This window comes from Neorhizobium sp. DAR64862/K0K3, assembly GCF_050500185.1.
GTDB classification, from domain to species: Bacteria; Pseudomonadota; Alphaproteobacteria; order Rhizobiales; family Rhizobiaceae; genus Neorhizobium; species Neorhizobium soli.
The window spans coordinates 230,200-248,451 of record NZ_CP191450.1; the positions used below are offsets into that span (position 1 = coordinate 230,200).

The window sequence follows — 18,252 nt, forward strand, 5'->3', positions numbered from 1 at the left end:
TCTTGTTTGCTGTAATGCCGCAGCCAATTGTCGTTTCTTCAGTGACGCATCCTCCAGATTCGATCAGGCGTGCGGCGGCTGCCCTAACGCAAATTGCCCGTGATTTGGCGATACCTGGGACGGCCTCATTTGTTCGCCTCGGTGAAGAGGCACCGGTGGCGATTGAGGAACTTCGCTCCCACAGCTGTCTTGTCCGCAGTACGGTCAGCGTTCTGGCAGACGCACCATGCTGTGACCAAATCGCCAGCAATCGGCGCAACACGATACTATTCGCCGGCGTTTCCAGCGAAATTGCGATCCTGCACACAGCGCTCGATGCGCGACGTGCCGGATATGAAGTTTCGGTTCTGATCGATTGCTGCGGGGGACTGAGCAGCTCGACCGAGGCGACGGCACTCGACCAGATGGCTGCGGCGGGCGTCTGTGTTTCGGCGTGGAATATTCCACGCCGAAACACAATCTCGTCAACGCTGATGGAAGGACATTCTGCGGGCCCCGTTCAGAAGCTGATGGTGAACGACGAAATCGCTCAAGGCACTCCGTTGCGCATTTTACCCGACTACGAGGCAAAGCCGACGGAAGCGGTCCCGGACTATGCATCTGTCCAATTTACGGAGCTCGGTCATGCGGGCATTCAGCGGACTTTCTGTGCCGAAACTCCAATCGGTTGAGGGGCTTATTGACCAGCGGTACTTGCCCAGAGACACTGCTGCTGGAGCGCTAACTCAGAGACGGCCGACGTGGCGATCAATAGCCGCGCACCGCGTCGATAATGTCGTTCAGCGGTTCGGTCGCCAAATAACGGCGGATATTATCCAGCATCTGTTCGTCCTGGCGCACCTGCAGGTCTTCGCGACCGCGCCATGAGCAGTGGGGCGTCAGGAAAATCTTCGGATGGCTGTAGATCGGGTCGCCTGGCACGGGCGGTTCCGGCGAGGTCACGTCGAGCGTGGCGCCCGAGAGCTGGCTTGCGTCGAGAGCAGCATAGAGATCCTCGATGACGATCTGCGCACCGCGGGCGATGTTGATCAGGTGCAGGCCCTTTTTGGCGTGGTTCAGTACATCGGCGTTGATCATGCCGCGGGTCTTGTCGGTCAGTGGCGCGGCGAGCACGAGGTGGTCGACGGTTGCGACCAGCGATTTGATGTCCGTCGCTGCGGTGAAATCCGCGGAGGTCTCGCCGCCCGAGCGCTTGAGTACGACGATTTCCATCCCAAAAGCCTTTGCCAGCCGGGCGATTGCCTTGCCCAGCGCGCCATAGCCGACCAGACCGAGCTTACGCCCGTGCAATGTCCCCATTGACGGGATGCCCCAGTCTTCTGCGCGGCGAACGCGGGCGGTGAGGAAGTTCTTTTCGTGGTTCAGCATCGCGCAGATGACGTATTCGGCGATCGGCTCGGCGGTCAGTCCGCGGCCGCAGGTGACCAACGGAACTGAGAGAAGCCAGCTCGGAAAGAAATCGACGCCGGCGGAGACGGCCTGAACCCATTTGAGCGCCCCCCAATGGTCCGGCAGGTCCTTTGGCGGATTGCGCCAGCCGGGGCCGGGGCCGACAAAGGCCACCTCGGTTCCGGCCGGGATTTTCCACGGTTCGCTCTGAGCCACATTGGTGATCGCAACCTGTGGAAACCGCTCGGTAATCAGCGCGCCAAATTCCTCGCCCAAGCCATTTGCCAAATTCACCACTGATGCCTCCCGTTTCATTCAATACACACAGCGCTGCCTTACCCGGCCTCGCCGCCTCCGTGAAGTGCTCTTAACAGAAAAAATATACGGGATTTAGTTTTTAATATATGAAGTAGGAAATTTTCGTATATGAAGGTCGTCAGGAGGAAATTCAGCATGAACATTCGCCAGCCACTTTCCCGGCTCGTTGCGGATCAGATCCGCGATCACATTTCCAATGGTGTACTTTTACCCGGGCAGAAACTGAACGAGCGCGAGATCATGGACCGGATGGGGATCACCCGCACGCCACTGCGTGAAGCGATGTCGATCCTTGTAGGTGAGAAGCTGATCGAGATGTCGCCGAACCGCGGCGCGATCATCACCACGCTGACCGATACCGACATCAAGTCGATGCTCGAAGTGCGCGGCATGTTCGAATATCGGGCTGGCGAACTGGCGGTCGGGCGGGTCACCGGCGCCGAGGTCGATCATCTGGCCGGCCTCTGCGAAAAGATGGATGCGCTGCGTTTGGATAACAATCCGAACGACTGGTGGGCGACCAACCGTCTGTTTCACAAGACGATCGTGGCACTGAGCGGCAATCCGATGCTGATCGACTATTACGCGAATATTTCACTGCGCATGACGGTCTACAATTATTTCAACCGTCTGGGCGTCACCACCACTGATCGCTGGGAAAGCTCTGAGGAGGAGCATCGGCAGATCGTGGAATTGCTGCGGCAGCGTGATGGTGCAGGTCTTGGCGCGGTGCTGGAGCAGCACCTGATGAGCTCATGGCTCGTCGCACGCCAGATCGTGCAAACGCATGGGAGGGAGACGGAGCTGTTTTCCGCCAGGTTCCGGGAGTTAAGGACGGCGCAAGCCGAACGGGAGAGGTAACTACGCATGAAAATCGTGAAGGCCGAAATTTTCGACATCGAATGCCCCAAGCGGCCGCCATGGCACCCGGTGCTGTTGCGACTGGAGACGGATGAAGGTCTGACGGGCGTCGGCGAAGCGGCCATGGCTTATGGTATTGGCCGCAGTGCGGCGGCGCATATGGTCAAGAACCTGGTCGAGTCGTTCGCCATGGGCGCCGACCCGATGTCGAACGAGTTGTTGTGGGAACGGATGTACCGCGAATCCTTCTGGGGTCTCGGTGGCGGTGCCGTCGTGTTCGCCGGCATCAGCGCCATCGACATGGCCTGCTGGGACATCAAGGGCAAGGCTGCCGGACTCCCGGTCTACAAGCTGCTGGGCGGCAAGACCAATCCGACGCTGCGCTCCTATGCCAGCCAGCTGCAGTTCGGCTGGGGGCAGGAGAAGGTCGAAAGCATGACCGATCCGAAGGACTATGCGGATGCGGCTCTTCGCGCCGTTGCCGAAGGCTACACCTGCGTCAAGGTCGATCCGCTGATGTTCGACGCCGGTGGCAAGCGTCACTACGACCTGACCCGGATGTTCCAGCCGAAGCAGATCCGCATGTATGTGGAGCGTCTCGAGGCCATTCGTGATGCAATCGGCAGCGATGTGGACATCATTCTCGAAGTGCATGGCGCCACCAGCGTCACCTCGGCGCTGCAGGTCGCACGTGCCTGCGAACACCTGGACATCTTCTATTACGAAGAGCCGGTGAACTACCAGAATTCCCGTCTGCACGACAAGGTAGCGCGCGGTACCCGCATCCCGATAGCCGGCGGGGAACGCATCTATACGCGCTCAGGCTTGAGGCCCTATCTCGAAGACCAGAGCCTTGACGTCATCCAGCCGGATATCGGCCTGACGGGTGGCCTGACGGAAGCAAAGAAGGTCTGCGATTACGCCCATATGTATGATGTCGGCGTGCAGGCGCATGTCTGCGGCAGCCCGATCTCGACGGCGGCAGCCCTGCATCTGGAAACGGTGATTCCGAACTTCACCATCCACGAGCACCATACCTACGCGCAGAAATCCTGGAATATCGAACTCTGCGATGTGGATCTGCAGCCGGAGCGGGGAACCTTCACTGTTCCGGAAACCCCGGGGCTCGGCATCGGTCTCAACGATGCGGTCGTCTACAAATCTCCGAACATGGTCATGAAGGCATAAGCATAAGACATCCGAGGAGGCGCAATTCCGGCCGCGTGAGGACGGTCGGGATTGTGAAAAGTTGAGCGCACAAGGGAGGAAACTATCGTGCTGCTGAAGACATTGAAAATGACTGCCGCGTCGATCGCAATCGGTGTGGCCATGGTGCCGATGGCCACCACGGCCTTTGCCGCCGACAAGACGCTGACCGGCGGTTTCGACGTCGGCCCGGGCGGATTTCCTGGCAACTTCAACCCGCTGATGGCGACCACCGGCTATATGGCGATGACGCTCGCCTATGAACCGCTGGTCGTCTACGACAAGGCGCTGCAGAACGTCGTCGGCAAGCTCGCGCAGAGCTACGAGATCAGCCCCGACCAACTGACCTACACGTTCAAGCTGGTGCCGAATGCCAAGTGGCATGACGGCCAGCCGTTCACCTCCAAGGATGTGAAGTTCACGCTGACGCTGGCGTCCAACAAGGAATCCGGGTCGGTCTATGCAGCCCGGCTCGGCGCGATCAGCAGCATCGATACGCCGGACGACCAGACGGTTGTCCTGCACCTGTCGAAGCCCAACGTATCGCAGCTCGACACGCTGACCAAGGTGATGATGCTGCCGGAGCACAAGCTTGCTTCGTTCAAGCCGGACACGCTGCCGCGCAACGAATACTGGACCAAGGAGCCGGTCGGCACCGGCGCCTTCCAGTTCAAGACATACGTCACCGACCAGTATGTCGAATACGCCGCCTTCAAGGATTATTACCGCGGTGCACCGAAGCTCGACCGGCTGGTGAACCGATATTTCAAGACCACGGCCGGTGCTGTTGCCGCTTTGAAGTCGGGTGAGATCCAGACGTCCTATATCGAATCCGACGACGTCGCGAGCTTCGAGAAGGACACCAACTACACCGTCATCCCGGGCGATTCCTATGTCGTCAATTATCTCGGCTTCAACTTCGGTGACACGATCTGGAAGGACACCCGCGTCCGCCAGGCGGTGATGTATGCGATCGACCGCAAGACGATCGTCGACAGCCTTTATGGCGGCAAGGCAAAGCTTGCCAATTGCGGTTACGTTGCCGATCGTTTCGTGCCGGGAGATCTCAACCCTTACGAATACAGCCCGGAAAAGGCAAAGGAACTGCTGGCTGAAGCCGTCTGGGACAAGATCAACGGTTCCGCGCCGATCCCGATGCTGACCTATTACAACACGCCGCTTTCCGACAATGTCATGGGCGCGATGCAGGCAATGCTAGGTCAAGTCGGGATCAATGTCGTGCCGCGAGTGGCCGACTCGGGCACCTATAACTCGACCATCTATGCCCAGAAGCCCGACTTCAAATCCTTCTCGCTGGTATTTGCCGGCCTGACCAATGGTCCAGACCCGAGCAATCTGAATATTGGTCTCAACGCGGCGCAGATCCCGCCGAATGGTGCCAATTATTACCGGGCCGATATTCCTCCGGTCACCGCCGCTTTCGACAAAGCTTTGTCCGATCCGGATACCGGCAATTTCGAGAAGAACTTCCAAGATGTCTGCAAGGCGATGAACAGCGAAGTGCCGTGGGCGACGCTCTGGGTCACCCAGCGTTACGGCGTCGCATCGACCAAGCTGAAGGATTTCACCTGGATCCCGGCACCGGGCGGTGGACCTTACGAGAGCCATCCGGAGCTCTGGGACGTGGCGAACTAAACCCAATCCGGAATTCGGCGCGGGTGGGCTAAGGCTCGCCCGTGCCCAGGAGGAGAAATCATGGCAGGTTTTATCGCCAGACGGCTTCTGACAGGGATCATGCTGGTCGTGGCACTCAGCATGCTCGTGTTTGGCCTGTTGCGGCTGGCGCCGGGCGATCCGGTCGATGCCTATGTCGACCCGATGGTGTCGATGTCGCAGGAGGACATGGAAAAGCTGAGGGCGCGGTTCGGGCTCGATAAACCCTTGCCGGTGCAATATGTCGCCTGGCTGGGTGCCACGGTGCAGGGCGATCTCGGGCGCTCGCTGCAACGAAACGGCGAGCCGGTGGTGCGACTGATCGGACAGCGGATCGGCCCGACCCTGCTGTTGATGCTGACCGGTTTCGTGATCGCCATCGTCGCGGGTGTCTGTTTCGGGGTTCTGGCGGCGGTCTTCCGTGGATCGATCATCGACCGGCTTTTGATGCTGTTCGGGTCGGTCGGCGTCTCCAGTCCGGCGTTTCTGACGGCGCTGATCGGTCTCTACGTGTTTTCCATGGTGCTCGGCTGGTCGCCCGCCGGCGGCATGCTGACCCCGGCAACGCCGTTCAGCATGGCCGATTTGCTGGACCATCTGATCCTGCCGGCCCTGCTGCTGGCCTTCTACCAGACGGCCTTGGTGATGAGCTACATGCGCTCCTCCGTGCTGGAAGTCATCAATCAGGATTTCGTCCGCACCGCCCGTGCCAAGGGCCTCAGCGAGTGGCGAATCATCCGCCGGCATGTGGTCAGCAATGCGCTTCTGCCAGTGGTGACGCTGATCGGCTCGACGCTCGGGCTTGCCGTTGGCGGCGCGATCTTCATCGAGAGCGTCTTCAACTGGCCGGGCATGGGCCTGCTGCTGGTCAATGCGGTCGAGCTTCGCGATTACCCGGTCGTCATGGGGGCGACGCTGGTGATCGGCGCCTGGGTGATCTTCATGAACATCGTCACGGATCTGGCCTACCGGTCGATCGATCCCCGCGTAAAGGTGGCATGATGGCTTTTGCTTTTCCCATCCGTTCCAATGGCCCGACGGCCCGCGCAGCCGGCCGCTTTCTTGGCCGCACGTCGTCGATCTTCGGATTGGTCCTGGTGCTCGGCGTCGTGCTCGCCGTGCTGGTGATGCCGCTGTTCGGCTTCAATCCGAATACGATCGACCTCATGTCGATCAACAAGGCGCCGAGCCTGACACATCTGCTCGGCACCGATGGTCTTGGCCGCGATGTGTTGGCGCGTGTGCTGGAAGGCGGGCGGATCTCGCTGCTCGTCGCCTTCGTATCGACGGTGATCTCCACCATTGCCGGCTTCCTGATCGGCGCCGCGGCGCCGCTCGGCGGCAAATGGACTGACAGTATCATCATGCGCATCGTCGATCTGGCCATGACCTTGCCGCCGGTCATCCTGCTTCTGGTGCTGGCCTCGATCACCGGCGCCGGCATCGGCTCGACGATTATGGTGATCTCGCTTTTGTCCTGGCCGATCCTTGCCCGGCTCGTGCGCTCCCGCCTGCTGGAACTGCGCGAACGCGACTTCGTGGTCTATGCCCGGGGGGCAGGTGCTGGGACATGGCATCTGGTGATGCGGCACGGCCTGCCGAACACGCTCGATATCATCGTCGTCTACGCCATGCTGCAGGTGGCCAATGCGATCCTGCTCGAAGCCGGCTTGTCCTTTCTTGGTCTCGGCGTGCCGCCACCGGCTGCAAGCTGGGGCAACATGCTCAACGCCGCGCGCAGCACCGTGGTGCTCCAGAATTACCCCTGGCAATGGCTTTTCCCCGGTTGTGCCATCGTGCTCACCGTGATCGCGATCAACCTGGTCGGCGACGGCTTGCGCGACGCCTTTGATCCCCGGGCGGAATAGGAGATGTCCATGATCATCGAACAAATCCGGCCATCCGACATGCTGGCAAACGAGGCGCAGGACGATGCGGTACTGCGGGTGGAGGATCTCTCCATCGATCTGGCCGGCAAGACCGGCGCACTGAAGGCGATCAACGACGTGAACTTCTCGATCCGCCCTGGCGAGACATTGGCGCTGGTGGGAGAGTCCGGATCGGGCAAGTCGCTGACCAGCTTGTCGGTGCTTCAGCTTCTGCCCAAGACCTTGAAGACCGGGCAGGGATCGAAGATCCGCTTTCGCTCCAAGGACGGCAATTTCCATGATCTTGCCACGGCCTCGCCGCGGGTGATGCGCTCGATCCGCGGCCGGGACATCGGCATCGTGTTTCAGGAGCCGTCCTCCAGCCTCAACCCGGTGCAAAGGGTGGGCGAGCAGATTGCCGAACCGATCCGGGTGCATATGGGCCTGTCGAGCCGTGCCGCCTGGAAGCGGGCGGAGGAGCTTCTGGCGCATGTGGGCATTCCCGACGCGCCGCGCCGCGCCCTGCAATATCCGCACGAGTTTTCCGGCGGCATGAGCCAGCGCGCGACGATCGCCATGGCGCTGGCCTGCGATCCGGTGATGCTGATCGCCGATGAGCCGACCACGGCGCTCGACGTGACGACGCAGGCGCAGATCCTCGACCTGATGCAATCGCTGCAGCGCGAGCGGCAGATGGCGATGCTGTTCGTCACCCATAACTTTGCCGTCGTCGCGCAGATCGCCCATCGAGTCGCGGTGATGTATTCCGGCTACGTGGTCGAATACGGTCGCGTCGATCAGGTGTTCGCGCACCCGCGCCATCCTTATACGGCGGGGCTTCTGGCCTGCGTGGCGCGGGAAGGCGAAGCGCTGGCGCTGAGACGCGAAGGCAAACATCTGCCGACCATCAGCGGCTCGGTGCCGAGCATTGCCAACCGTCCGCAGGGCTGTCCATTCGCGCCGCGATGTCCGCTGGCGATCGACGCTTGCCGCGCGCAGGTGCCGCCGCTCGAAGTGACCGACGAAGGTAATATCAGCCGCTGCATACGGTGGAAGGAATTATGACCAAGATGAACCCCTTGCTCTCGGTCAGAGGCCTGACAAAACATTTCTCCGTGCCTGGCAGCAAACAGGTCGTGCGGGCGCTGAATGATGTATCCTTCGATCTCGCCAAGGGCGAAGTGATCGGCCTGGTTGGTGAATCCGGCAGCGGCAAGACGACGATCGGGCGATCGGTTCTGCGGCTGGTGGAGCCGACCAGCGGCCAGGTTTTGTTCGATGGCGTCAATCTTATCGGCATGAAGCAGAAACAAATGCAGCTGCAACGGCGGCGGATGCAGTATATTTTCCAGAGCCCGTTCGCCAGCCTTTCGCCGCGCATGACGATCGGTGAAATCCTCACCGAAGGCATGAGCCTGCAGAAGATCGGTACCCGTGCCGAGCGCATGCAGACCGCGGCCGAGGCCCTGCAGGTGGTCGAACTTTCGCCCGACGTGATGGAGCGTTACGCCCACGAGTTTTCCGGCGGCCAGCGGCAGCGTATCGGCATCGCCCGGGCGCTGACCCTGAAACCGGAGCTGATCGTGGCCGACGAGCCGGTCTCGGCGCTCGATGTGTCGATCCAGGCGCAGATCATCAACCTGATGCGCGACCTGCAGATCAAGCTCGGCCTCAGCATGCTGTTCATCACCCATGATCTCGGCGTGGTCGAATATATCTGCGATCGGATCATCGTGCTCTATCTCGGCCGGATCATGGAAATTGCGCCGGGCGACAGGCTGCATTCGGATGCCCGTCATCCTTATACGCGAGCTCTCTTGTCGGCCATCCCGTCGGTCGATGTCGGCGCTGCCAGCAAGCGCCAGATGCTGGAGGGAGACATTCCCTCACCACTGTCGCCGCCCTCCGGCTGCGTGTTCCGGACCCGCTGTCCGCACGCGCTGCCGATGTGCGGACAGGGCGTGCCGCCGCTGGTCGAAGTCTCGCCGGGGCATCTGAAGGCCTGCTGGCGCGACGATGTTTCGGGGCCGCCGATGGCGGGTCTCATGCCGGAGCGCAGCAACGTGGGCGAGCCGGCGTGAGCGGTGCGACGGTTACGGTTTTGAAATGAAAGGGAAGGGAATACACAATGGATAATAACAACGCTAATCCGATCCGTGTCGGGATCATCGGCGACGGCTTCATGAAACCCTCCTATTTCAAGGAGGCGCTTGAGAGCGAGATGCCCGGCCGGGCATTCACGATCGAGACGATGGAACTCGGCTGGCCGATCGAGCGCAACATCACCAAGGTCGATCCGACGCTGCCGATCGGCGAATTTGTCGGACGCCCGGAACAGTTCTACGATTTCATCAGCGGTTGCGAGATCCTGATCTGCCATCTGGCGCCCATCATCCGCGATACGTTCGAGGCCTCGCCGGACCTGAAGTTCATCGCCGTCTCGCGCGGCGGGCCGATCAATATCGACATGGCGGCAGCCAAGGACTTCGGCGTCAAGGTGTCAAATTCGCCAGGTCGCAATGCGTCGGCGGTAGCTGAATTCGCGATGGCGTCGATGCTGGCGGAAATCCGTAATCTCACCCGCGGCCATGTGGCGCTGATGAACGGCGAGTACCGCGGCGATCTGTATCATGAGGAAATCACCGGTCGCGAACTGTGCGAGATGACGGTGGGCGTGATCGGTTACGGCGAAGTCGGCAGCCGCGTCGTCAAGATGCTGAAGCCATTCGGATGCAAGATCATCGTCTGCGATCCCTATAAGCAACTGACCCGTGAAGATGCCGACGATGGCGTGACGACTGCCGATCTCGATACCCTTCTGGCAGAAAGCGATGTGGTGACATTGCATCCGCGTGTCACGGCAGAGACCCGGGGCATGATGAGCGCCGAAAAGTTCGCGCTGATGAGGGACGGCAGTTATTTCGTAAACACCGCGCGTGGGCCGCTGGTCGACTACAACGCGCTTTATGAGGCGCTGACGTCCGGCAAGCTGCGTGGTTGCGCCCTCGACACGTTCGAAAAGGAGCCGCCACCGGCGGACTGGCCGCTACTAAAGCTGCAGAACGTGACGCTGTCACCGCATATTGCCGGCGCCTCGCGCTTTACCATCCGCAAGGCGGCCTCCCAAATTGCCGGTGATGTGCGAAGGTTCCTCGACAAAGAGGCGCTTCGGTACCCGTGCAATTAACAGTCCCTCCAAGACAGACGGCGTGCCATTGGGGGTACGCCGTAACGGTGATTACAGGGTAATAGCAGTGAGCGATCCGATCTACGACCTCTTCATCATCGGTGGCGGCATCAATGGTTGCGGCATCGCCCGTGATGCGGCAGGGCGCGGCTATTCGGTGGCTCTGGCCGAAATGACGGACTTTGCCGCCGGCACGTCGTCTGCGGCAACGAAGCTTATCCATGGCGGGCTGCGCTACCTCGAACATTACGAGTTCCGGCTGGTGCGCGAGGCGCTGATGGAACGCGAGATCCTGTGGGCGATGGCGCCGCACATCATCCGGCCGATGCGCTTCGTGCTGCCCTACCACAAAGGCGGTGTTCGGCCGGCATGGCTAATCCGGCTGGGGCTTTTCCTCTACGACCATATCGGCGGTCGAAAGCTGCTTCCGCCGACACGGTCGATCGACATGCGGCGCGATCCGCTTGGCAAACCGCTGAAGCCGATCTTTTCCAAGGCGTTCGAATATTCCGATGGCTGGGTGGACGATGCGCGGCTTGTGGTCCTCAATGCCCGTGACGCACAGGCCCGGGGCGCTGCCATTCTCAGCCGTACCCGCGTCATCTCCGCTCACCGCGAAAACGATCTCTGGCGGATCGAGGTCGAGGCAAACGGAGCAAGGGCCATTCATAGGGCGCGGATGCTGGTGAATGCTGCAGGCCCCTGGGTCGACAAGGTCCTCGGCCAGGCACTGGGGCGCAACGACGCCCGCAATGTCCGGCTGGTGCAGGGTAGCCATATCGTCATCCGCCGCAAGTTCGAGGATGAGCGGGCGCTGTTTTTCCAGAATCCGGACGGACGGATCATCTTCGCTATTCCCTATGAGGGCGAGTTTACCCTGATCGGCACGACCGACCGCGATTATCAGGGCGACCCGGCCAAAGTCGCGATCAGCGATAACGAGGTGGATTATCTCTGCAAGGCTTCGAGCGAATATTTCAAGGAGCCGGTGACGCCTGCGGATATCGTCTGGACCTATTCCGGCGTCCGGCCGCTGTTCGACGATGGCGCAACGGCGGCGCAGGAGGCAACCCGCGATTACGTCCTGAAACTGGAAGAGCAGCTAGGCGAAGCGCCTGTGTTGCATGTGTTCGGCGGCAAGCTGACCACCTATCGCCGCCTTGCCGAACATGCGCTGCAGAAGATTTCCGCAGGGATCGGTGAAAAGGGCAAGCCGTGGACGGCGTCCTCGCACCTTCCGGGCGGTGATTTTCCGGCAACCGGATTTTCCGATGCGCTTGTCGATCTGCGCAAGACCTATCCGTTCCTGACGGCTGCCCATTCGAGGCGATTGCTGCGGCTTTACGGCACCGATGTCCGTCAGATCCTGACGGGGGCCGGCAGCATGGCCGACCTCGGCCGGCATTTCGGGGCCGATCTATACGAATGCGAGGTTCGCTGGTTGATGGCCAAGGAGTGGGCCTTCAAGGCCGAGGATATTCTCTGGCGGCGGACCAAGCTTGGTCTGCACCTGGTGGCCGAAGAGGTTCAGGCCCTCGCTGAATATCTGCGCGATCATGCCGAGGCGCGCGGGCCGGCTCCGGTCGCCTGAGGCGCTTATCCCGCTACCGGATGAAGAGGGGCGGGCCGATCGTCGGCCTCGCCGTTATGGCTTGTCGGCCATCCAGATGTTCGGCACGGTTTCAGAGCTGTAGCCGCTGACAAAGGAGTTCTGGCTGCCGTCATTCTTGAAGGCATGACGGTTGATGCGGCCGATATTGCCGCCATAGACGTGGATCGACACCGACGGCCTGGTCTTCAGGCCGTTGCGGACCTGGTGGATATCGCCGATCGTCGGCGAGACCATGTCGATCTGGCCGCTTTCGAGATATTCCAGCTCGCCGACCTTGTGCATGGCGCCGGCTTCCTGTTCGTAACGCTGCGAGATTTCCGAACCGCGCAGCACGCCCAGCAGGCCCCAGACCGTGTGGTCGTGAATCGGCGTTTCCTGTCCCGGGCCCCAGACGAAACTGACGATCGAGAAGCGCTCTTTCGGGTCGCAATGCAGCAGATACTGGCTGTAGCGATCCGGATTGGGCTGGGCATACATGTCCGGCAGCCACTGGTCGGCGCGCAGCAAGTCCTCCATCAGCGGGTGAGCCGCCTGCAGCATCACAGCCTCGTCGGGATCGCGGTCGGCAAGCTCGGTCAGATTCGTCACGAAGTCCCTGAAGGTCTTGATGCTCATCACGCCACCTTTTCTTTTGGCTGCATGGCAGGCTCCAGCGAAGCGATGATCTCGGCGTTATGTTCGCCGAGCGCCGGAGGGTTCTGGCGGATCTTCAGCGTTTCGCCATCCAGCCTGACCGGCGAACCGAAGGTGCGGGCGGTGACGCCGCCAGGCAGGTCGATGTTCTGGATCCAGCCCATTGCCTCGACCTGCGGGTCGGAAAGCGCCGCTGCATAATCGTTGATCGGAGCGCAGGGAACTCCCGCGGCACGGAACTTTTCCAGCCACTCGGCCGAAGAGCCTGTGGCGAAGACCTGCTCCAGCAGGATGCGCAACTCGACCTGATGGATCGCCCGGTCGCTGTTGGTCGCGAATCGCGGATCGAGGAGCAGATCGCCCTGTCCGACGATCTCGCAGACGGACCGCCAGAGCTTGTCGTTTCCTGCTGCCATGACAAAATGTCCGTCGCCGGATTTGAACGCTTCGTAAGGCGCGTTGCGCGGATGCGCAGCTCCCATTTTTCTCGGCGAATCTCCCGTTCCAAAATATTCCGAAGTCTGCAGGGCCGCAACGCCCAAGGTAGCGCCAAGCAGGGAAATGTCGATGAACCGGCCCTTTCCATCGATGCCTGCCTGCCGCAGCGCGCTGGAAATCGAAAAGGCGGCATAAAGTCCGGTCGAAAAGTCGCTGATCGGCACGCCGCATTTGACCGGGCCGCCGCCCTCTTCGCCGGTAACGCTGATGACGCCGGCCATGGCCTGGATCGTCACATCGAACCCACCTTCGAAGGCGCGCGGTCCGGTCTGGCCGAAACCGGAAATCGAGGCGTAGACGAGAGCCGGGTTGATTTGACTGAGCTGGCTATAGCCCAGCCCAAGCCGATCCATGACGCCGGGCCGGTTGTTCTCAACCACGACATCCGCCTCGGAGCACAGTTTCAGCGCGATTTCCTTGCCTTCAGGGCTCTTCAGATCCAGCGCCAGCGACCGTTTGTTGCGGTTGAGAGAGGCGAAATTCTCGCTATAGCCATTGTTGATCGGCGGCCATTTGCGCATGCCGTCGCCGCCGGCGACATTCTCGATCTTGATCACGTCTGCACCGAAATCTGCCAGCAGCATGGCGCAGAAGGGGCCGGCCGCGACCTGGCAGAATTCTATCACTTTGATGCCAACTAACGGCAGTTCACGTCCGCTCATCCAGGCTCTCCTCCCGCGGAGCGCGATCTAATCTGACTGCAGCTCCAAATGTTCCAAATAGTGATACGTCGTATCGAATATTGTCTATTAGAGATTAGATGAGGCCGTTTGTCCATAAAAACGTGCGCCTTCAGCGGCGCGCGGAGCGTGACATTTGCGGTGGCATATTCTATTAAAAGAAACAGCGGATCGGATGTTGGACCGGTATCGCGGTTAATCCGGCATGAATTTTCCGTTTGAAAGGCGCTTATGGATACGACTTTCGTCAAGGGCCTCACCCTGATCGAGCTTCTTGCCAAGAGTGACGAGCCACGCGGCGTGACCAGCCTTGCGCGCGAACTGGATCTGACCAAGAGCAACGTCCACCGGCTGCTGACGACGCTTGTGGCGACCGGTTACGTCCGCCGCGACGATGCCAATGCCAGCTACGAACTGTCGTCCAAGGTCTGGGAGATCGGGCTCAAGGTCGGCTCGCGCTTCAATCTGGCCAAGATTGCCCGTCCGCGCATGACCCAGCTTGCCGAACTGACCGGTGAATCCGTCCATCTCTCGGTGCTGGACATGGCCGAGGTGGTCTATATGGACAAGATCGAGAGCCTGCAGCCGATCCGCTCCTATACCAGCGTCGGCGGTCGCGCACCGGCCTGGTGCGTGGCGACCGGCAAGGCGATGCTGGCGCAACTGCCGCCCGAGAGCCTGCGCCTGCCGCAACCACTAACCGCCTTCACCGACCAGACGATCACCGATTCCGATGCCCTGGCGGCGGAATTTTCTACCATTCGCAAGCAGGGTTATGCGGTGAATCGGGGAGAATGGCGCGACGGCGTGTTCGGCATCGCGTCGGCGATTTCGGACGCGACGGGCCGGGTAGTCGGAGCGATCGGCATTTCCGGGCCTGGCACGCGGTTCAAGCCGCGCGAGATCAAGTCATGGGGGGCGATGGTCGTGGAGGCGGCGCAGGCCGTATCGCGATCGGTCGGAGGAAGCGGGAGAGGAATTTAACATGGCAGTTGTGACTGCGGGCGGAGGCCAAATGTCTGCGAGCGTATCGGTGCTCGAAAGGGAGGGGCGGCATCATCTAATCGTCGATCGGGCCGCCAAGGGCAATGCACTGAGTTCGGAGATCGTTGCCGATCTCAGCGCCGGTTTCGACCGGTGCCTGGACAAGGGGGCGCGGGTGATCGTGCTGGAGGGGCAAGGAAAACACTTTTGTACCGGTTTCGACCTCTCGACGCTGGACAGCGAGACGGATGCGAGCCTGCTTTTGCGGTTCGTGGAAATCGAAAAACTGCTGCAGAAAGTGCATTCTTCGCCTGTGATGACGGTGGCGATCGGCAAGGGGCGGTGTTTTGGCGCAGGTGCCGATCTGTTTGCCAGCTGCGACCGTCGGATTGCGCTGGACGGCGCGAGTTTTGCCTTCCCGGGCGCAGCCTTCGGGCTGGTACTTGGGACGTCGCGGCTTGCCGGGCGGATCGGGCGCGATCATGCGCGGGCCTGCCTGACGGGCGGTTTGACGCTGACCGACACCGTGGCTCTGGCGCAGGGACTGGCAACGGATCTGGTTGCGGCGGATGGGCTGGAGGGGCTGTTATCGGCAATCGGCCTCGCCGGCCACCGGCTGGAGGCGGACACGGTGCGGGCGCTTCATGCGGCAACCGATGCCGCGGACTATGACAGCGATCTTGCCAATCTTGTGCGCTCCGCAAGTCGGGCCGGGGTTCGGGAGCGAATCAGGAGTTATCGGGACAAGGTGAGGGCTGCCTGAGAGGGGGCCGTTCAGGGGTGGTGGCTCATTCACCTTGGAACATGGGCTCCGGATGTTGCTGATACGCGCAAGGCGCGACAGCATCGGTGCTAATCAGCGCCAAATTTTGGAGAAATAACTACGACGCTAATGTTGCCTTGAGACTGAGAGGGCAATTTGCGTCGGGCGAGGTCAGCAAGGACGGCAGCTTCCCCGCCAAAAATCTCACCCGCCGAGTGCCAGCCGGATCGTCCTTGCAGCCTCGATCACGTCGCCGGAGAATTCCTTGATCTGCTTGCGCTTCAGGCGCGAATCCGGACCCGACATGCCGATCGCACCCACAAGTTCTCCGGCTCGGTCGGTGATGGCGCAGGCGCAGGCGGAGATGCCTTCGCGCCACTCGCCGTGATAGACGGCGGCATATCCCTGCTGGCGCACCAGCTTGATATCGTTCAACAGTTCGGCAAGGCTCTTTTTCGATGAGGGCGTGTAGGGTTTGATGAGCGGCTCGAACCTTTCGAGATAGACGTCGGGCAGCTCCGCCAGCATCGCCTTCCCGGTCGCCACTGTCCAGGCTGGGGCCCGCGAGCCGACGCTGGTATGGGCGCGAATGTGGTGGGCGCCTTCGATCTTGTCGAGGTAGACCACATCGGTGTCTTCCAGAACCGAAAGGTGAATTGTTTCGCCGGTCTTCTCCGCCAGTTTCAGCATGGCGGGGCGGGCAAGCGAGGTGACGTCCATCCGCCGGATGACATTGCTGCCAAGCTGCCAGATCTTGGTGGTCAGCTCATAAGTGCTGTAACGCGGCAGCTGGCGCACATATCCCTGATCGGTCAACGTCGTCAGCATGCGGTGGACATTGCTCTTGGTCAGCTCCAGCTCCACCGAAAGATCGGTGACGCTGCGCGGACAGTCGCTATTGGCCAGCGTTTCCAGAAGCCGCAACCCTTTGACGAATGCCTTATCCATAACCTGCGCACTGCTTTCTAAACCAGGCTCGCATTGTATCGCCATTCCGTTACGAAGGCATCTCATATAAAGCCCCGAGCGAGGGTGCGCTCCGGAGCCGATTGCCCGGAGCGCCGGTCACTAGCTCAGCTGGCTGACGAAGCGGGTTTCGAGATAGGCCTGCGTAGCCTCGGAGCCGCCCTCGGTACCGTAGCCGCTGTCCTTGATGCCACCGAACGGCACTTCCGGCAGAGCAAGGCCGTTATGGTTGATGCTGAGCATACCGGCCTCCATCTGCCGGCTTAGATCATGCGCCGTCTTGACCGAGCCGGTGAAGGCATAGGATGCAAGGCCGAAGGGCAGGCGGTTGGCCTCCGTGATGGCCTCATCATAATCCGAGAAACGGTTGACTATGGCGACCGGGCCAAACGGCTCGTCATTCATGATCTCGGCGCTGACGGGCACGTTGGCAAGGACGGTGGGTTCGAAGAAATGGCCCTTGTTGCCGATTCGGCGGCCGCCGGTCCTGAGTTCCGCACCGCGAGACACGGCATCGTTGATCATCGTCTGGATCGCCGTCATGCGGCGTTCGTTGGCCAGCGGTCCCATCTGAGTATCGGCATCAAAACCATTGCCGACCTTGATCGCCTGCGCCGCCTTGACCATGCCGTCGAGGAACTGGTCGGCAACGCCATCCTGAACCAGAAACCGGGTCGGCGCGACGCAGACCTGCCCGGCGTTGCGGAACTTCGAGGCGGCGGAGACCTCGATCGCCTTGTCGATATCGCAATCGTCGAACACCAGAACCGGGGCGTGGCCGCCAAGCTCCATCGTTGCCCGCTTCATGTGCTGGCCGGCCAGGGCTGCCAGATGTTTGCCGATCGGGGTAGAGCCTGTGAAGGAAATCTTGCGGATGACCGGGTGCGGGATCAGGTATTCGGAGATTTCCGACGATTTGCCGTTGACCAGATTGACGACGCCGGCCGGAATGCCGGCATCGGCAAAGGCGCGGATCAGTTCGGCAGGCGAGGCCGGCGTCTCGTGCGGCGCCTTGACGATGATCGAGCATCCGGTGGCGACTGCGGCAGACAATTTGCGCACGACCTGGTTGATCGGGAAATTCCACGGCGTGAAAGCGGCGACCGGGCCGACCGGCAGCTTGATCGCCATCTGCGATACACCGCTGATGCGGGCCGGAATGATCTGACCATAGGTGCGTCGGGCTTCCTCGGCAAACCAGTCGATGATGTCGGCACCGCTCAACACCTCGGCCCTGGACTGGGCGAGCGGCTTGCCCTGTTCCCGGGTCATCAGGAAGGCGATGCGGTCGGCGCGCTCGCGCAGGATGTCGGCAGCCTTGCGCATGATCTTCGAGCGTTCGAAGGGCGAGGTGTCGCGCCAGATCCTGAAACCCTTTTCGGCGGCCTCGAGAGCAAGGTCGAGATCCTCTTTACGGGCGCGGGCAATGTTGCCGATGACTTCTTCGGTGGCCGGGTCGGCGACGGGAAGGGTTTCGCCCTTCAGCGCATGGCGCCACTCGCCGTTGATGAAGAGCAGGACGTCAGGATAGGTCTGCATGGGAATACCGGATTTCCGTTCGGGAAGGTGTTGAAAAGAGAAGGCCGCGACTTGGGCCGCGGCCTCCGACGAGG

Annotated in this window: 17 protein-coding genes; 12 read left to right on the forward strand and 5 right to left on the reverse strand. The window is 61.1% G+C overall.

The features are described from left to right. Nucleotides 1–2 precede the first annotated feature (2 nt). On the forward strand, nucleotides 3–671 hold the full coding sequence (locus ACQY1L_RS17990; protein ID WP_430245308.1) for an isochorismatase family protein: 669 nt from the start codon (nucleotides 3–5) through the stop codon (nucleotides 669–671). A gap of 76 nt (nucleotides 672–747) precedes the next feature. On the opposite strand, the gene ACQY1L_RS17995 is transcribed toward ACQY1L_RS17990, so the two are convergent. Then, nucleotides 748–1,686, reverse strand: coding sequence for an NAD(P)-dependent oxidoreductase (locus ACQY1L_RS17995; protein WP_430262099.1), 939 nt, complete (start codon nucleotides 1,684–1,686; stop codon nucleotides 748–750). 156 nt (nucleotides 1,687–1,842) lie between these two features. On the opposite strand from ACQY1L_RS17995, the gene ACQY1L_RS18000 reads away from it, so the two are divergent. The 9 genes from ACQY1L_RS18000 to glpD all read left to right on the forward strand — a co-directional run bounded on the left by ACQY1L_RS18000 (nucleotide 1,843) and on the right by glpD (nucleotide 12,094). After that, nucleotides 1,843–2,568 carry a GntR family transcriptional regulator gene (locus ACQY1L_RS18000; RefSeq protein ID WP_430245311.1) on the forward strand — a complete coding sequence of 242 codons (726 nt, stop codon included), beginning with the start codon at nucleotides 1,843–1,845 and terminating at the stop codon, nucleotides 2,566–2,568. Between the two features lie 6 nt (nucleotides 2,569–2,574). Further along, nucleotides 2,575–3,756, forward strand: coding sequence for a mandelate racemase/muconate lactonizing enzyme family protein (locus ACQY1L_RS18005; RefSeq protein WP_430245313.1), 1,182 nt, complete (start codon nucleotides 2,575–2,577; stop codon nucleotides 3,754–3,756). 108 nt (nucleotides 3,757–3,864) lie between these two features. Continuing rightward, nucleotides 3,865–5,430, forward strand: a complete 1,566-nt coding sequence (locus ACQY1L_RS18010) for an ABC transporter substrate-binding protein (protein ID WP_430246061.1) — start codon at nucleotides 3,865–3,867, stop codon at nucleotides 5,428–5,430. Nucleotides 5,431–5,490: 60 nt separating this feature from the next. Then, nucleotides 5,491–6,450, forward strand: coding sequence for an ABC transporter permease (locus tag ACQY1L_RS18015; protein WP_430245315.1), 960 nt, complete (start codon nucleotides 5,491–5,493; stop codon nucleotides 6,448–6,450). After that, nucleotides 6,447–7,316, forward strand: a complete 870-nt coding sequence (locus ACQY1L_RS18020) for an ABC transporter permease (protein ID WP_430245317.1) — start codon at nucleotides 6,447–6,449, stop codon at nucleotides 7,314–7,316. The genes ACQY1L_RS18015 and ACQY1L_RS18020 overlap by 4 nt, the downstream gene beginning before the upstream one ends. A gap of 9 nt (nucleotides 7,317–7,325) precedes the next feature. Beyond that, nucleotides 7,326–8,381 carry an ABC transporter ATP-binding protein gene (locus ACQY1L_RS18025; RefSeq protein WP_430245319.1) on the forward strand — a complete coding sequence of 352 codons (1,056 nt, stop codon included), beginning with the start codon at nucleotides 7,326–7,328 and terminating at the stop codon, nucleotides 8,379–8,381. Beyond that, a complete protein-coding gene (locus ACQY1L_RS18030) occupies nucleotides 8,378–9,397 on the forward strand; it encodes an ABC transporter ATP-binding protein (RefSeq protein ID WP_430245321.1) in 1,020 nt (339 codons plus the stop codon). Before ACQY1L_RS18025 ends, ACQY1L_RS18030 begins: the two co-directional genes overlap by 4 nt. Nucleotides 9,398–9,444: 47 nt before the next feature. Next, on the forward strand, nucleotides 9,445–10,503 hold the full coding sequence (locus tag ACQY1L_RS18035; RefSeq protein WP_430245323.1) for a 2-hydroxyacid dehydrogenase: 1,059 nt from the start codon (nucleotides 9,445–9,447) through the stop codon (nucleotides 10,501–10,503). Nucleotides 10,504–10,570: 67 nt separating this feature from the next. Next, nucleotides 10,571–12,094: a glycerol-3-phosphate dehydrogenase gene (gene glpD, locus ACQY1L_RS18040; protein WP_430245325.1), complete on the forward strand. Its 1,524-nt coding sequence runs from the start codon at nucleotides 10,571–10,573 to the stop codon at nucleotides 12,092–12,094. Between the two features lie 54 nt (nucleotides 12,095–12,148). Here the strand turns inward: glpD and ACQY1L_RS18045 are convergent, their stop codons facing one another. Together ACQY1L_RS18045 and ACQY1L_RS18050 are read right to left on the reverse strand one after the other, a co-directional pair. Further along, the gene (locus ACQY1L_RS18045; RefSeq protein WP_430245327.1) at nucleotides 12,149–12,730 is read right to left on the reverse strand and encodes a cysteine dioxygenase; all 582 of its coding nucleotides are present in this window, start codon (nucleotides 12,728–12,730) and stop codon (nucleotides 12,149–12,151) included. Continuing rightward, nucleotides 12,730–13,908 carry a CaiB/BaiF CoA transferase family protein gene (locus ACQY1L_RS18050; RefSeq protein ID WP_430245328.1) on the reverse strand — a complete coding sequence of 393 codons (1,179 nt, stop codon included), beginning with the start codon at nucleotides 13,906–13,908 and terminating at the stop codon, nucleotides 12,730–12,732. The genes ACQY1L_RS18045 and ACQY1L_RS18050 overlap by 1 nt, the downstream gene beginning before the upstream one ends. 249 nt (nucleotides 13,909–14,157) lie before the next feature. Between ACQY1L_RS18050 and ACQY1L_RS18055 the strand changes: the two genes are divergently transcribed. After that, complete coding sequence (locus tag ACQY1L_RS18055) at nucleotides 14,158–14,910, forward strand: IclR family transcriptional regulator (RefSeq protein WP_430245330.1); 753 nt, start codon at nucleotides 14,158–14,160, stop codon at nucleotides 14,908–14,910. Between the two features lie 31 nt (nucleotides 14,911–14,941). Next, nucleotides 14,942–15,673, forward strand: coding sequence for an enoyl-CoA hydratase/isomerase family protein (locus tag ACQY1L_RS18060; RefSeq protein ID WP_430245332.1), 732 nt, complete (start codon nucleotides 14,942–14,944; stop codon nucleotides 15,671–15,673). 204 nt (nucleotides 15,674–15,877) lie between these two features. Here the strand turns inward: ACQY1L_RS18060 and ACQY1L_RS18065 are convergent, their stop codons facing one another. Further along, nucleotides 15,878–16,621: an IclR family transcriptional regulator gene (locus tag ACQY1L_RS18065; protein ID WP_430245334.1), complete on the reverse strand. Its 744-nt coding sequence runs from the start codon at nucleotides 16,619–16,621 to the stop codon at nucleotides 15,878–15,880. 120 nt (nucleotides 16,622–16,741) lie between these two features. Further along, complete coding sequence (locus ACQY1L_RS18070) at nucleotides 16,742–18,178, reverse strand: NAD-dependent succinate-semialdehyde dehydrogenase (RefSeq protein WP_430245336.1); 1,437 nt, start codon at nucleotides 18,176–18,178, stop codon at nucleotides 16,742–16,744. Nucleotides 18,179–18,252: the final 74 nt, after the last annotated feature.